The sequence below is a fragment of the Micromonospora pallida genome, from assembly GCF_900090325.1.
Classification (GTDB): domain Bacteria; phylum Actinomycetota; class Actinomycetes; order Mycobacteriales; family Micromonosporaceae; genus Micromonospora; species Micromonospora pallida.
This window is the reverse complement of sequence record NZ_FMHW01000002.1, coordinates 2,892,686-2,908,317: the sequence shown is the minus strand read 5'-3', so window position 1 is coordinate 2,908,317 and position 15,632 is coordinate 2,892,686. Positions and strand designations below refer to the sequence as shown.

6 protein-coding genes are annotated in these 15,632 nt (G+C 72.2%); 2 read left to right on the top strand and 4 right to left on the bottom strand.

Features of this window, described 5'->3' with window-relative positions; genetic code table 11:
* Positions 1–13: 13 nt before the first annotated feature.
* The gene (locus GA0074692_RS11635; RefSeq protein WP_091643203.1) at positions 14–541 is read left to right on the top strand and encodes a hypothetical protein; all 528 of its coding nucleotides are present in this window, start codon (positions 14–16) and stop codon (positions 539–541) included.
* Between the two features lie 315 nt (positions 542–856).
* Positions 857–10,525 carry a calcium-binding protein gene (locus GA0074692_RS11630; protein ID WP_091643199.1) on the top strand — a complete coding sequence of 3,223 codons (9,669 nt, stop codon included), beginning with the start codon at positions 857–859 and terminating at the stop codon, positions 10,523–10,525.
* 56 nt (positions 10,526–10,581) lie between these two features.
* On the opposite strand, the gene GA0074692_RS11625 is transcribed toward GA0074692_RS11630, so the two are convergent.
* The 4 genes from GA0074692_RS11625 to GA0074692_RS36485 all read right to left on the bottom strand — a co-directional run bounded on the left by GA0074692_RS11625 (position 10,582) and on the right by GA0074692_RS36485 (position 15,627).
* Complete coding sequence (locus tag GA0074692_RS11625) at positions 10,582–11,898, bottom strand: TIGR04013 family B12-binding domain/radical SAM domain-containing protein (protein WP_091643194.1); 1,317 nt, start codon at positions 11,896–11,898, stop codon at positions 10,582–10,584.
* A 67-nt stretch (positions 11,899–11,965) separates the two neighbouring features.
* On the bottom strand, positions 11,966–14,686 hold the full coding sequence (locus GA0074692_RS11620; RefSeq protein WP_091643191.1) for a hypothetical protein: 2,721 nt from the start codon (positions 14,684–14,686) through the stop codon (positions 11,966–11,968).
* Between the two features lie 227 nt (positions 14,687–14,913).
* Positions 14,914–15,381 (bottom strand): hypothetical protein, encoded by a 468-nt coding sequence (locus tag GA0074692_RS11615; protein ID WP_218106632.1) that lies wholly within the window; start codon positions 15,379–15,381, stop codon positions 14,914–14,916.
* 117 nt (positions 15,382–15,498) lie between these two features.
* Complete coding sequence (locus tag GA0074692_RS36485; protein ID WP_281198896.1) at positions 15,499–15,627, bottom strand: hypothetical protein; 129 nt, start codon at positions 15,625–15,627, stop codon at positions 15,499–15,501.
* Between the last annotated feature and the right edge of the window lie 5 nt (positions 15,628–15,632).

The window sequence follows — 15,632 nt, the reverse complement described above, 5'->3', positions numbered from 1 at the left end:
GGAGGGGAAAACCGTGCGTACCCTGATCGAACGCGCGCGGCGGCTGCGCATCCCGCGCCGCGGCTCCGGCCGGATCGGACCGGTCCCGGCGCTGGTCGTTGCGATCGTGGTCGCGGCGGTCGTGGCCGGGCTCGGCTGGTGGGGAAACCACCGCACCGACCAGCGGGACGCGGCCGTACGCCAGGCGCTGGCCACCGCCCCGGCGGCGGCCAAGGCGATCTTCTCCTACGACTACCGCACGTTCGACGACAGCATCGCCAACGGGCGGACCTTCACCACCGGATCGTTCGCCGACGAGTACGCGCAGACGACGGCGGCGCTGAAGGAGACCGCCGCCAAGCAGCAGGCGGTGGTGGCCGCGGAGGTTTCCGCGACCGGCGTGGTGACCGCCGCCGCTGACCGTGTGGAACTGCTGGTGTACCTCAACCAGTACCGGCGCAACGTCAGTACCGCCGGGGAGAAGGTCGACCAGAACCGGGTGGTGCTCACCCTGGTGCCGGTCGACGGCGAGTGGAAGGTGTCCCGGGCGACCGCGATCTGACGCGGTCACCGGCGGCTGGGTAGGAGGCGTCCCGGCGACCGCGTCGAGGTCGGTCCCGGACTTCGACGTAGGTGGTCGGGACGCCGCCCCACCAGCGCCGGTCCACCCGGCGAGTGGGTGGGCGGAACGGCCGCACGGCGGGCGGTCGGTGTCCGCGAGCACAGTCTTTGCCGGCCGACCGAATCATTGATGCTGGACGATCAGTTCGACCAAGTGTCACCATCCCGACACAGTCGTTGTGAGTGCTGCTTGCGATCGGTGTGCTGACGCGCACCAGCGCCGTCGCCGACGGCGATCGGAAGAACGAGGTGCCTCATGGCGGCTCTACGGCGGCTGCTCGGCGCGACGATCGCGATGGTGACGACCGCGGCGATGGCTCTGGTGTGGACACCGGCGCCAGCCCACGCCGACGAGGCGTGGGAGACCGCGCTGAAGACGACGATGTCCCGGACCGCGACCTGGGCCGAGGGCGGGCTGGCCCAGGTGGGGCTGCTCGGTCAGCCGTTGCCGCTGCTCGGGGTCAGCCCCGGCGCGCTTGTCGACGTCGACGCGCTGGCCAGGAGGGCGTCCGACGCGCTGGCCAGCGGCCTGACCAAGGACAACGTGGACCTCGGCGGTGGCACCCGGCTGACCAGCTCGGTCACCACCAGCGGTGGTGACCACCTGCTGGACGTCCTGCTGACCGCGAAACGCGAGGTAGTCGACAAGGACCTCACCCTGGCCGGGGTGACGCTGGACAAGGCGGTCAGCGTCACCGGCTGGGCCACCCTGCACCTGCGGGTCCGGCACACCGCCGCCGGAGAGACCTACCTGGTCCGCGACGGCGACACCCCGCGTATCGACATCGACGCGGCGGCGCGGCTCCGCGCCGACCTGGACCAGGCCACCGCCTCGGTCGGCATCCTCGGTGTCACCCTCACCGCCGGGAGCACCCTGACCGCCCGGACCCACGTCAAGGTCACCCTCACCGACCCCAACGGCGACGGCCGCCTCGCCTTCGATACCGCCGCCGGTGCGAACACCGGCGAACTCGGTGCGCCCGGCTCCCTCGCCGGCCTGGTGCAGGTGGCCCTCGACAACTCGGGTGGCGGGAAGATCTCCGACACCGAGACCGAGCCCGGCCCCGGCTCCGTGCACGGCGTCGCCAAACTCGGCGCGGCCACCACCGGTGTGCCGTTCGCCCTGCCCACGGTCGCCGCGACGGTGACCGTCGACTGGGACGACATCAGCGTCGGCACCCCGACGGTCACCACCACCGGCCTGAACGAGACGATCGCCAAGTTCGGCAACATGAGCCCGCTGGACCTGGCCTCCGGACTCGCCCAGCTCGCCACCCTGCTCAGTGGGGTGCAGCAGAGCGGACCGGCCGGCAACCTCAACCTGCCGTTTCTGCGCGGCACCTTCGCGGACGCGGTGAAGGTCAACGAAAAGCTCACCGACTTCCTCCGCAAGTACGTCCATCCCCGGCCGGAGGACCCGCAGTTCCGGCCCGGCGAGGACGACCCGGCGCTGGCCGGGCAACCGAAGTTCAGCTCCATCCAGGAACTCGTCGCCCTGCTCGCCGCCGAGGGACTGCCGGTCGACAACCTCTCCTTCGACAACGGCAAGCTGGTGTTCCGGCTCACGCTGGAGCGGGAGTCCACGGTGGAGGTACCGCTCGACCCGGGCGCCGCGGAGCTGTCCGGTCGCGGGGCGACCTTCACCGCCAAGGGCTTCAGCGTCAGCGGCGACCGGTTCACCCCGGGCGCGCTGGTCGGCCAGCGGGTGGTGGCCGGCACCTCCGCCGGTACCGTCGCCGCCAACACCGCCGACTCCGTCACCCTCACCGGGGACTGGATCGGCGGGCAACCGCCGAACGACAGCGTGTGGGTGATCAGCGGCTCCAGCCCGAACATCGGCGCGGTCGAGCTGGCCGGCACGCTCGCCAAGCCGGTCGGCGGTGACAAGAGGGTGGGCCTGCGGGAGGCGAACGCCCAGGCCAGCTTCGCCACGGTGAAGCCCCGCTACCGCGCGTCCGTGACGCTGGTGCTCGACCTGCGCGACGGCCCCGGCAGCCCGGCGCCCGCCGACCGGGTGCTGCTGCGCACCGACCCGGCGACGCCGCTGTTCGCCGCCGACTTCCCGATCACCACCGGGGTGGACTTCTTCGCCACCGCCGGCTTCCTGAAGGTCAAGCTCGCCGGTAACCTCGCCGTCGGCCCGGCCGCCTCCGGCGACCGGATGCTCCAGGTCAGCTTCAAGCAGGCGCAGGACATCAGCCTCGGCACGCTCTTCGAGCGGTTGAAGTCCGACCCGGGGAACCTCCTGGCCGTGTCGTCGTCGGTGAAGACCACCGGGCGGGTCGCCGTCAGCGTGCCCGGCGCCACCGGCGCCCTCGGCGAGGGCATCGGGGTCGACGTGAGCTGGACGGCCGGTGGACAGCCGGTGGTCGACACCTCCGCGCTCTCCGGGCTGTTCGCCGCCGACTTCAACCCCGACGACCCGAAGGCGCTCTTCGCGGTGGTCGTCGAGGCGCTGCGGCTGATCAACGCCGCGCTGTCCCAGCCGGGCGGCGGTAGCGGCCCGCTGGACAAGGAGATTCCGTTGCTCGGCCGCTCCGCGCGGCAGCTGCTCGGCGGCGACGAGAGCGGCGTCGGCAAGGCTGTCACGTTCGTCGCCGACGGGGCGAACTTCCTGCTCAAGGACGCTTCCCGCGACGACGACTCCGGCTTCGACGCCCGGCTCGAGGGCCGGACCGTGGTGATCGGCAGTAAGGCGTACCGGGTGCTGAACCGGATCGACGGACAGACCCTGCGCGTCGAGGCCGCCGGTACGCCGAAGCCGACCGACGGCAGCGCGTACGCCCTGCGCCCGGAACTGGCCGACGCGCTGGACCAACTGCTCGCCTCGCCCCCGGACAACCTCCAGGACGTCCTCGACAAGCTCAACGCGGTCATCGGCGAGGACAGCGGGATCAGCTTCACCCTGGACCAGCGCGAGGGCGGGCCGTTCCTGCGGCTCGGGCTGGACTGGAAGCGTAAGTTCCACACCGGCGGCCCGCTCAACTTCGCCTGGGACGCCCACCGCGAGCTGATCACCCTGGACAGCTCCGGCACCTTCGCGGTCGACGTCGACGCCCGCGCCCAGCTCGGCCTGCTGCTGCCCCTGCGACTGAACGCCGCGCCGCTGCTGGATCACAACTCCTCGGCCAGCGTCACCGTCGCCGGCGGGGTCACCGACGCGGCGATCGCCGCGCGGGTCGGGCCGCTCGCCCTCGACCTCGGCAAGGACCCCGACTTCGCCACCGTGAAGGCCAACCTGAGCGTCGGCCTCGACGGGCTGACCGAGGACGGACCGATCAGCGGCCTGCTCGGGCTGACGCCAAAGTTCACCACCGCCGGCGTCGACTGCGGCGGGGTTGGCGGCGAGAACGTGCCGCTCTGCGCGAAGGCGCCGCTGTTCGTCAACAACTGCGACCCGGCCGACGACACCAACCTGCTCACCTTCGCCGTCGCCCTGGACCTCACCCCCACGGCCGGCATCCCGAACCTCGACTCCTGCTTCGCGAACCTGTCGCTCAAGCTCACCGACTTCAACGTCGGCATCGACGGCTACCTGGCCAGGATCGAGGAGGCGCTGCGGCTGGCCAGCTTCGACGGCAAGCTGCCCCTGGTCGGCGACGACCTGCAGCAGGGCCAGCGGTTCGTCGCGCAGCTCCGCGAGGACATCAAGGCCGCGATCGGGCCGGTGCTGGCCAACGCCACGCTCGACAGCGCGGGCGTGCAGACAGCCCTCAACGAGGTGCTCGCCGACCTGGACCCGGGCGTGAGCGCGGTGGTCAGCTGCCGCACCGGAGTGACGGCGCCCTGCGCGCCCGAGGACTTCCAGTCCATCCGGATCAAGCTCATCTCCGCCAAGGGTGCCCCCTCCGCGGCCACCGGCTGCGCCGACGCCGGCACGAACACCTGCCTCGGTCTCGACGTGCCGCTCGACCTGGGCATCCCCGGCCTTTCGCTGAAGGCGAAGAAGGGCGCCCCGGACGGCATCCAGGCCAAGCTGGGCTGGAAGCTGCACCTGGACCTGGTCCTGGACCGGGACGAGGGCTTCTATGTCCCCACCCACGACGGTGACGCCTCGCCCGAGGTGCAGGTCGGCGCGCAGTTCGACATGACCGGCGACCTCGCCGCCCAGCTCGCCTTCATCCAGGTGACGGCGACCAAGCGGACCACCGACCCGCTCGTGAAGGCGTACTTCGGCATCGACCTGAAGGGCTCGCCGGGGGAGAAGAGCTGCTTCGATCCCACCGTCGCCGCCGACTGCACGGCCAACCCGGACGACCGGCTCACCCTGGCCGAGTTCGCCGACCTGGGCTCGCTGCTCGCCACCGACCTGACCGCCCAAGTCAAGATCGACTGGAAGCTGGCGGCGGCCGTCGACACCGGTGGTGAGGACTCGGCGCTGCCCGGCATCAGCGCCAACTTCGGCCTGCACTGGGGTCTGGAGCACAAGCGGGGCGGGCTCACCGCCACGGGCGACGGCGTCACCACGCCGCTGAAGGTGACGTTCACCGACATCGCCCTGGACGCCGGCGCCTTCTTCGACAAGATCCTCAAGCCGGTGGTGGAGAAGCTCAAGGCCGTCACCGGTCCGCTCCAGCCGGTCATCGACACCCTGTACGCGCCCATCCCGGTGCTGTCGGACCTGTCGAAGGCCACCGGCGGCCCCGACATCACCCTGGTCTGGCTCGCCAAGACCTTCAGCACCCTCAACGGCGGGCCGAAGCTCGACTTCATCGACACCGTCCGCGCCGTGGTCACCTTCGTCAACCGGATACCCGACTGCGACTCGGGCTGCTCCATCCCGCTGGGTGCGTTCAAGATGGACAGCGCCAAGGCGTTGACCACGGAGGTCTCCCCGGCCTCGGCCGAGAGCCTGATCGACCGTACCTCCGACTACCACCCGGCCTCCGGCGCGCAGGTGAAGGAGAAGGTCGACGAGGCCGCCGGCGACGACGGCGAGAAGCTGTTCACCCCGACCGCCGACGGCGAGAACAACGCCCAGAAGACCGGCTTCAGCTTCCCGATCTTCGACAACCCGGGCTCGCTGTTCGGGCTCCTGCTGGGCCAGGACGTCGAGCTGATCAGCTTCGACTCGGGTCCGCTGGCGCTCGGCTTCAGCTGGCGGCAGTCGTTCGGCCCGGTCTACGCCCCGCCGCCGGTCTTCGTGACGCTCTCCGGCAGCGCCTCGGTGACCGCCCGGTTCATCGCCGGCCTGGACACCGCCGGCATCCGGCACGCGATCGAGGCGGCCACCGACGGCACGTCCGTCGACGCGGTGAGCCTGCTCGACGGGCTCTACTTCAAGACCGCCGACAGCAGCGGCAAGCCGGTACCGGTGGTCACCCTGACCGGTGAGATCGCCGCCGGAGCCGAGGTGAGCGTGCTGATCGTGAAGGTCGGCATCGAGGGAGGCATCCGGCTCACCGTCGGCTTCAGCTGGAACGACCCGAACAACGACGGGAAGTTCCGTACCAGCGAGTTCCTCCAGGCGCTGCTGAACAACCCGATCTGCCTCTTCACCACCAGCGGACGGCTCTCGGTCTTCCTGCGGGTCTACGTCACCATCAACCTGTTCCTGTTCAAGAAGAAGTTCAACTTCACCCTGGTCGACGCGACCCTGCTCGACTTCCGAGCGCAACCGGACTGTTCCCCGCCACCACCGGAACTCGCCGGCACCGCCGGGGACACCCTGGTCGTCTTCGCCGGCAAGTTCGGCAAGAAGGAACAGCGCGGCGACAAGGCGTGGGACAACGGCGCCGGCACCTACGCCGGTGACGTGGTCAAGGTGTACGCGCTGCACCACGCCGACGCGGGCACCCCGGGCGCCACGGACGACTTCGACGGCTTCGCGGTCGAGGCCCTCGGCCGTCGGCAGGAGTTCCTCGACCCGGCCCTGACCCGGGTGGTCGTCGACGGGCGCGGCTACGAGGCCGCCGACCCGAGCAACACGTCCCTGTCGGTGCTGCTGCTCGGCGACGGCGACACCAGCGGCGACGGCACCCGGACCTCCGCGTTCGACAAGACCGCCGTGGTGCTCGGCTCCGACGGCAAGGACCGGATCCGGACCGGGACCGGGCCGGCGTACGTGGACGGCCGTGGCGGCGACGACGTGATCGTCACCGCCGAGGCGGCCGGCGTGGTCAGCCGGGTCGCCGGCGGCGCCGGGAACGACAGCATCACCACCGGGGACGGCGACAACGTGGTCGCCGGCGACAGCGGCCTCGGCGGCACCGACCGGGGCGCCACCACCGTGCGCACCGGGGCCGGCGACAAGACCCTCACCGGGCTCGTCGACTGGACCACCCTGACCGCCCCGACCGCCGACCAGGCCGATGCGGACGCGGACGACCACGTCACCGTCGGGCACGGGGCCAGCACCGTCTACGGCAACGGCGGCGACGACGTGCTCGGCGTGCTGGTCGACGACCGGCCCAACGGCGGGAACACGCTGGTCGGCGGCTCCGGCGCGGACACCGTCAACGGCGGTAAGGGCGACGACACCATCCACACGTACGACACCGACGTCCCCGCCGACGCGGACCAGGCCGGCACCGGCGACGCCGGGCTGGTCAACCAGGTCGACACCGGCGCCGGTCAGGACACCGTGCACGGCAGCGCCGGTGTGGACCTGGTCATCTCGCATTCGGCCAACGGCCAGACCGGCCGGGTCTTCGGCTACGGCGGCGACGACGTGCTGGTCGGCGGCTATGGCACCGACGAGCTGTTCGGCGGCCCCGGCGAGGACTACGTCATCGCCGAACCGTCCCAGGTCGGCGAGGCGGACGGCACGGACGGCTACGGGCCGTTCCGCCAGGTCACCCACGAGCCGCTGCCGGCGAACACCCAGCCGCAGACCAAGCTGCTCGTCGGCGGTCTGGGCAGCGACCACCTGATCGGCGGCGACGGCGGGTCGACGGTCTTCGGGGACCGGCACCTGCCCGCCGAGACCTGCGCCGACGCCACCCTCGCCGAGGCCCAGCCGACCCCCGCCGACCAGGGCGCGGCCGACCTCATCCTCGGCGGCGCCGGGACGGAGGTCGTCACCGCCGGTGGCGGCGACGACCGGGCCGACCTCGGCGGCGGCGACGACCGCGCCTGCGGCCAGCTCGGCGACGACACCCTGCACCTGGGCGGCGGGACCGACCGGGCCTGGGGCGGCAACGGCGTCGACCAGCTGCACGGTGACGACGGCGACGACCTGCTCTTCGGCAACACCGGCGACGACGGCCTCTTCGGCGGCCCCGGAGCCGACACCGCCGAGGGCAACGCCGGCGGCGACCAGGTCCTCGGCGGCCCGGACAACGACGTCCTCTACGGCGGCGGACGCGCCGCCGGCCTCACCGACGGACGGGACCACCTCTACGGCGAGGACGGCACCGACCGGATCGTCGGCGACAACGGCACCCCGCGCATCGGGGACGTCGGGCCGTACCCGCTGGACCTGGCCGGTGACGACGCCGGGGCCGGCGCCGGAGACGTGATCTCCGGCGGCGGGGACGCCGACCTCGTCTACGGTGGCCTGGGCGACGACCGGATCAACGGCGACGGCGGAGACGACCAGCTCGAGGGCAACAACGGCGCCGACCTCGTCCACGGCGACCAGGGTCGCGACGAGATCGTCGGTGGCTCCGGGCAGGAGCCGGCCGCCGGTGTCGGTCGACCGGACACCGGCGACGAACTCCACGGGGACGCCGACGCGGACCTGATCGCCGGGGACAACGCCCGCTTCGCGCCGGCCACCACCGACGCCACCCGGATCACCCAGGGGCGGACCGGCCCGCCACGCAGGATCACCCTGCTCGACCTCGGGTTCGCCCCGACGGCCGGCACCAGTGGTGGGGACCTGGTCTTCGGTGGGGACGGCGACGACGTCCTCCTCGGCCAGGGCGGACCGGACCGGATCCACGCCGACGCCGGCGCCGACTTCGCCGAGGGCGGCCCGGGCTCCGACTGGGTCGAGGGCAACGCCGGTGACGACGACCTGGTCGGCGGCTCCAGCACCGCGTACGACGGGAGCGGCGCGACCACGACGGGCCAGCCGGACACCGCGGACGCCCTCTTCGGTGGACCCGGCTCCGACGCGGTCATCGGCGACAACGGCGCGGTTCTCCGCCCGCTGCCCGGTGAGCAACCGACCCCGGTGACCGTCCGGCTCGCCGCCGACGGCAGCCCGTTCGGCCCACGGATCGTGGTGCTGCTGGACCGGGCGGCGGCCGTCGCCAACCGGTACGGCGCCGACCGGATCAGCGGCGGCGACGGTGTCGACACCCTCTGGGGCCAGGACGGCGACGACGCGCTGACCGGCGACGGTGACGGCGACTACGCCGAGGGCAACGGCGGCGCGGATCTCCTGCGCGGCGACAGCGCCCTGACGGCGGCCGGACGGGCCACGGTCACCGCCCTGCCCAACCCGGGCTGGCCGGGGACCCCGGCGGCCGCCGCTGACCTGGTCGGGGCCGGCGCCCCGGCCGGTCAGGACGACCTGATCGGCGGCAGCTCGGCCGCCGGCTTCCGGGACACCGGGGACGTGGTCGAGGGCAACGGCGCCGACGACGTGCTCCTCGGCGACAACGGCTCGCTGCTACGCACGGTGACCACGGTCAACGGCAGTCAGGCCGAGAAGGTCTACACCGAGCGGTACCCGACCGGCGCGGTGCCGGCCGACGCCACCCGGGTCCGCACCCACGACCCGGCGCTGCCCGGCCCGGCCACCCGGTTCTGCACCACCGCCCAGGCCACCTGCGAGCCGACCGGCGCCTTCGGGGCCGACCAGCTCTACGGAGATGCCGGCAACGACGGCGTCTGGGGCCAGGACGGCGACGACATGATCCGGGGCGGTGACGGCGACGACGACATCTTCGGTGAACTCGGTGCCGACACCCTGTACGGCGACGACGGCGCCGACGCCATCCTCGGCGACCGGGGCGGCGTGATGAACCAGTACCTCAACGCCGACGACGTGGCGGCGCTGGGCTTCACCGCGACGCTGTCGTCCGTCCCGCAGGAGACGTTCACCGGGTTCCGGGCCGGCGACTACGACCGGCGGGTGGACCTGCTGCACGACACCGACGGCGACGCCTGGATCGGCAGCTCCACCTCGGCGCCCATGCCGCACGCTGGGCTGACCGCCGGGGCGGGCGACTGGATTCGTGGCGGCGCCGGGTCGGACAACATCCACGCCGGCTTCGGTGACGACGTCGCCAACGGCGACAGCGGCGGCGACCAGCTGTTCGGGTCGGAAGGGTCGGACGTGCTGTGGGGCGGCAAGGGCTGCGACCCGGTGCTCGACGCGGCCAACCCGCAGTGCCAGGTGAACGGCGTCTTCAGCGCCGCCGCCCGGGGCGACCGCGACCAGTACGTCGACCACCTCTTCGGCGGCGCCGGGGCGACCAGCGGCCCGGCCGTGACCGCGGTGCTCAGCTCCGACCTGCTGGACTTCCGTCCGCGCGGCTCCTACCCGGACAACTGCGCGGCCGGGGCCTGGCCGGTGGACCTGGCGGAGGGCACGGTCGACCCGTGCCGCTGGTTCGAGATGACGGGCCTGGACAACGACGTGGTGGCCGACAACCAGCACCACCACGGCACCGACTGGATGTACGGCGGCTGGGACCGGGACGTGATGCAGGGCGACGTGACGGCGAACGGGCCGAACAACGGGGACCGGATGTTCGACTGGAACGGCGCTTACAACCTGTTCACCCACTGCAACGCGGCCTACGGCGGGTTCAACGACATCCGCCAGCACAGCCCGGCCATGCAGGACTTCCTCACCCGGCTGGCCTGGGCCACCGGCGCCGGTCGTAGCGCGACCGACGTGACCACGGCCGGCACCTCGGCCTTCCTGGAGCTGTCCTACGTCTACCCGCGCGACAACGCGGATCAGGGAGCCGGAAAGGCGTTCCCGGGCACTCCGGGACACTTCGACGCACCGTCCTGCACCGACTGATCCGCCCGGGGTCCGGCTCCCTACGGGGCCGGACCCCGCACCGTGCGTCGGGCTCGTTATCGGTCCACGACGGGCAGGATGGTGCGGCTGCGGCCGGGCCGGGGGTGCGCGTTGGCGGCCGCGGCCAGCCGGGCCGCGTGGTCCCGCTGCTTCTGCCAGTGGCCGTACAGGGCGCCGCGCTGGGAGAGCCGGTCCACCTCCCGGATGGTCTCCGGAGCGACGTCCCCCGGTGGCGCCTCCCGCCAGGGAGTGCCGGGCAACGGCATGAAGGTGTGCGCGTGGATCCGGGCCCCGAGGTCGGCCAACTCCTGGGCCAACCGCAGGGACGCCGTCACGTCGGCCTGGTCCTCGCCGGGCATGCCGAAGATCATGTCGACGTTGATCCCGAAGCCCTCCTCGACGCCGAGGCGTACCGCCCGTCGCACCTCCTCGACGCCGTGCCCACGCTTGGCGGCGTCCAGGATCCGGTCCGAGCCGGACTGCGCGCCCACGATGATGTTGGTGTTGGCGCAGTACTTCCGGACCAGCCGCAGCGCGTCCCGGGTGAGGTGCTCGGGGCGGATCTCGCTGGGGAAGGAGCCGAAGAAGACCCGTCCGTTCGGGCCGATCCCCTCCCGACAGGAGGCGAGCAGCTCCTCGACCGCGTCGAGGTTCGGCTCGTCCGTCTGACTCCCGTACGACAGCGCGGTCGGGGTGATGAACCGGACGTCCCGCAGCCCGCGCTCGCGCATCGCGTCGACGTGCCAGCGGACGTTCGCCACACTGCGGTGCCGGAACTTGGCGGAGAACATGAACGGGGTCTGGCAGAACCGGCAGGAGAAAACGCAACCCCGCGTGATCTCCAACGCGTTGAACCGGTTCCACCGCAGCGAGAAGCCCCGGAACTCGTCGAGCGGCCGGCGCTCCGGGCGCCGGGTCCGGACGACCGCCCCGGCGGGGTCACGGTACGCGAGGCCGGGGATCCCGGTCGGGTCGCCGGCCGCGTCCACCAGGCGCAGCAGCGTCGTCTCGCCCTCCCCGACCGCGGCGACGTCCCATCCGGCGTCCAGGGTCTGCCCGGGCTCGGCGGTGGCGTGCACCCCGCCCGCGACGTGCGCCACGTTCGGGGCGTCGACCAGCCCACGGATCAGCGCCAGCTCCTCGGCCAGCGCCTCGGCGTCCGGCGAGTAGAACGACCAGAGCACCAGCACCCGCCCCGCCCCGGTGCCGAGGGCGGCCCGGACGTGGGTCGCCGTCGCCTCCGGGGTCTCGCCGAACCGGACCTCGTACCGGGTGCTGGTCGGGTGTTCCTCCAACGCCCCGAGCAGGACGTGGAACCCGTACGTCACCGCCTTGCGGTAACGCAGCACCAGCACGAGATCGGGAGCGTCCATGGCGGCGATTGTGCCAGGCGGTGCACGATGCCGGCGCCGTGCACCGCCTGCGGGTCAGCGTCCGGTGTCAGGTGCAGGAACGGGCTCCCAGGTAGGTGCTGCCGTCGCCGTTGCCGCCCTCCGGGTCGAGGGCGTAGACGTGGATCTGGGTGCCCGGTGAGCAGCCGGCGAGCGTGAACCGGAAGCCGTGCACGCCGGTGATGCCGAAGTAGGCGTTCACGTCCGGGCGGTTGGTCGCGGTCGGGAAGTCGCCCAGGTATGTGCCCACGCCCGCCGGTCCGCCCCGGTACACGGCCACCGCCGAGGAGGTGGCGGGCTGGTCCAGGTCGGCCGCCCAGCCCTCAACGGTGGCGCCGGTGAGCAGCTCGAAGTTGCCCCGGGGCGGCGAGGTCCAGCGGAACACCCGCGTGTCGCCCTGGTTGAACGGCAGGTTCGCCAGTTGCGTGCAGTTGCGGCACATCTCGACGTCACTCGGGTACAGGGCGGTCTCGTAGACCCGGGGCATGCTCTGCGGCAGCCGTACGGTCTTCGTGCCGCTGCTGCCCGCGTGCACCATCAGCATGTTGCCGGCCGCCTCCACCGTGTCGCCGGCCGGCGCGAAGTGGTGCACACCGGCGTCCTCGCTGATCCGGCGCAGCGCGGCCAGCGGCAGTTTGGGCGCGGCAGCGTAGACGGACGTGTAGCTGCCACCCGCGACCGGGATCACCTTGCGGGCCAGCGACACCCCGCCGACCTGGTAGCTGCCCAGGGTCGTCGCGCCCGGATCGGTGACGGTGAACCAGGGCGTCAGCGGGTACGCCGGGCCACCGCTCTGCCCGACGAAGGAGTAGTTCTGGCTCAGCGCGGGCGTCCCGTTGCCCCTCGCCACGGTGATGCCGGTGAGCGCGGTCATCGACGCGGTCGAGGCGGCCTGGTTGTCCTGCACGTACCCGGCGGCGTACTGGGACAGGACGGTGCGTCCGGGCGTCTTCAGCTTCGTGTTGATCGCCGAGCGGAGGGTCGAGGAGACCACGTACGCGTTGGGCAGGATGGCGAGCTTGATCGCGCTCAGGTCCAGGTTGCCCTTGGTCAGGTCGCTGAGCAGGTAGTGCCGTACCGGGGTGCCGAGCCGGGTCAGGTCGTCCACCAGGTTGGGTAGCTGGTCGACGGCGTAGCTGTAGGTGTGCTCGCCGGCCGGGGTGAGGCCGGGCTGGTGGTTGGGGGACACGTCGTCCACGAAGACCGCGACCTGCGGTTGGTAGGCGTTCGCACCGCCGTGCTGGATCTTGTCGATGGCCCGGAACACCGACTGGAGGTTCGCCCACAGGGTCTGCGACTCGTCGGCCCGGTCCGGGTCGCCGAACCAGCCACAGCCCTGCAGGTCCAGGAAGTACTGGGCCCGGCCGCCGATCGCGGTGGTGGCCAGGTTGCGGCGCAGCAGGCGGATGCTGTCCCAGAGGTTCGTGGCGGTCTGGAAGCCGGGCGGCGTGGGGCAGGGACGGGCGAAGAGGGTACGGGTGTCGTCCTCGTCCATCCACAGCTTGTTCGTCAGCCGCATGCTGTCCGGTGGTCCCTGCGGGACGAAGCCGTAGCCCAGGTGACGACCGTTGCCGTAGGAGTAGGGGGCGCTGACGAGATCCACGTACGGGCTGTCGACCAACGTGGTGAGGTCGTTGTGCCCGCTGACCGGCAGTTCGGCGGCCAGACCGTAGAGGTAGCCGTAGAAGACGCCGGTCAGCACGCGGTTCCCGGTCACCTGCTTGGCCTTCGCCAGCAGCCGGTTGATCGCCGCGACGTTACGCGACGACAGGTACTGGTGGTACTTGGCGGCCCGCAGCGAGTTCAGGTCCGCCGGGTCCAGCACGGTGCCGCGCGACGCACCGGAGAGCGGCGGCGATCCACCGGGTACGGCGTTGTTGCGCTCGGTCGTCGTCGCCGCCCGGCAACCCGGCACCAGGCTCGCCGGGAGCCCGCTCCACGAGCAGAAGCCGGCCTGCGTGCTGCTGGCGTAGTCGCCCAGGTGGAACGAGTGGCGCCCGCGCGGGCCGGGCCGCGTGCCGGCGTCGTTGGTCCAGGGGTGCAGCCCGCAGGCGCGTACGCCGTCGGTGCCGGTGGCGCAGAGGTTCGGGTCACCCCACTCCAGCATCTTGCCGGTGGTGTCGTTCCATCCGTACGGCCGGTAGAACCACTCGCCGCCGTTCGCGTACTTGATCATCACAGCCATCACCCGGCCGGGGTACTGGGCGTCCATCCGGGTCAGCACCCGGGTGATCTGCTGCTCCTGGTAGGCCAGCCACGCCTCGTCGAGCGTCCACGGATGGCCCGCGCCATTGGTGTCGTCGCGCACCGTGCCCTGCAGGTCCTGCATCCGCATCGGCTCGGCGCCGGGCGGCCCGTCCTGGAGGTAGAAGCGGACCATCAGGTACGGCCGGGGGTTGAGCTGGTTGAGTCGGCCGGCCAACTGGTCGATGAACGCGTCACTGGTGCTCGCCAGGTGCACCTGGAGCATGGGCGCGACGTTCATGTCCGCCGCGGCGGTGTTCGCCGCCGCCAACTGGGCCTGGTAGTCGACGTACCGCCAGTCGCCGTTGTTGACCGGCTGGCTCTGCGAGTTCAGGGCCATGAAGAACGGCGTGGTCGTGCGGCAGGCGCCGCCCTGGTCGCACAGTCGGATCACCTTGCGGCCGTTGCGGTTGACGATCGTCGTCTGTGGGCCGGACCAGGCGTCGGCCTGGGCGGGTCCGGCCGGCACGACCAGCGTCAGCAGCGCCATGACCAGCGCGAGCAGAAAGGCGGTGGGGCGTCTCATGCGCCCTCCCGACGCGGGCCCAGGGCGGCCAGTCGCCGCCGATGCGCTCCAAGTGAATTCATGACAGTCGATAATTGGGATCGGCTTGGAGCCTGTCAACGCGCCAGGGTGCTCGTGCCGGCCCGGCACCGGCAGAACGGCGGGAGCGGCCACCGGAATGTTCGCCTGTCGGCAATTCGGGTCGGGCGACCACGACACCGGCTCCCTGTTGTGCATGGCCGGGCCGGCTACCACACGCGGACGGCCAGCAGGGCGAAGGCGACCACCAGCACGGCACAGCCGCTGACGGTGATCGTCCGCAGCCGGGCCCGGAGGTCCGCGTCCCACCGGTCGCCCGAGCCGGCGGCGCGGCGGGTCAGCGGGGTGAGCGCACGCCCGACGCCGAAGCCGACCCCGGCGAGCACCGCCACGGTCAGGTGCTGACCGGCGAGGAGGAGCGCGGCGGCCAGCACGTACGGCGCGCTTGCGGAGACGTAGGTGCGGACGCCGGTGCCGAGTTCGAAGCCGAACTGCAGTGCCCCGCGTCGCGGGTTGCGTTGCAGGACGTCCTGCGGCACCTGCCGGGCGTTCTGTGGCAGCCGGACCGGCACGAGGCCCAGTTCGCGGAACAGGCCCAGCATCGCCACCGCCACGATGCCCGCGTACCGCGCCGGCGGGGGCAGGGGTGCGGACAGCCCGGAGAGCAGCCCCAGCACCAGTCCGCTGAGCAGACCGCCGGCGACCAGTCCCGTGCTGAACAGGGCGAGCAGGACGCCCTGTCGGTCTCGATCCCGCCACCCGGGCGAGGCCAGCGCGTACGCGCTGTTGTGCGTTCAAACGGAGCCGGAGAGCGTGTAGCCGGTGAGCGCGCCGATCACCGCCCAGGTGAGCACGTGCCCGGCTCCGGCCGCGCCGAGGACGCCGACGGCGAGCAGCAGGAAGGGCACGAGCGGATCGGTCACCCGGC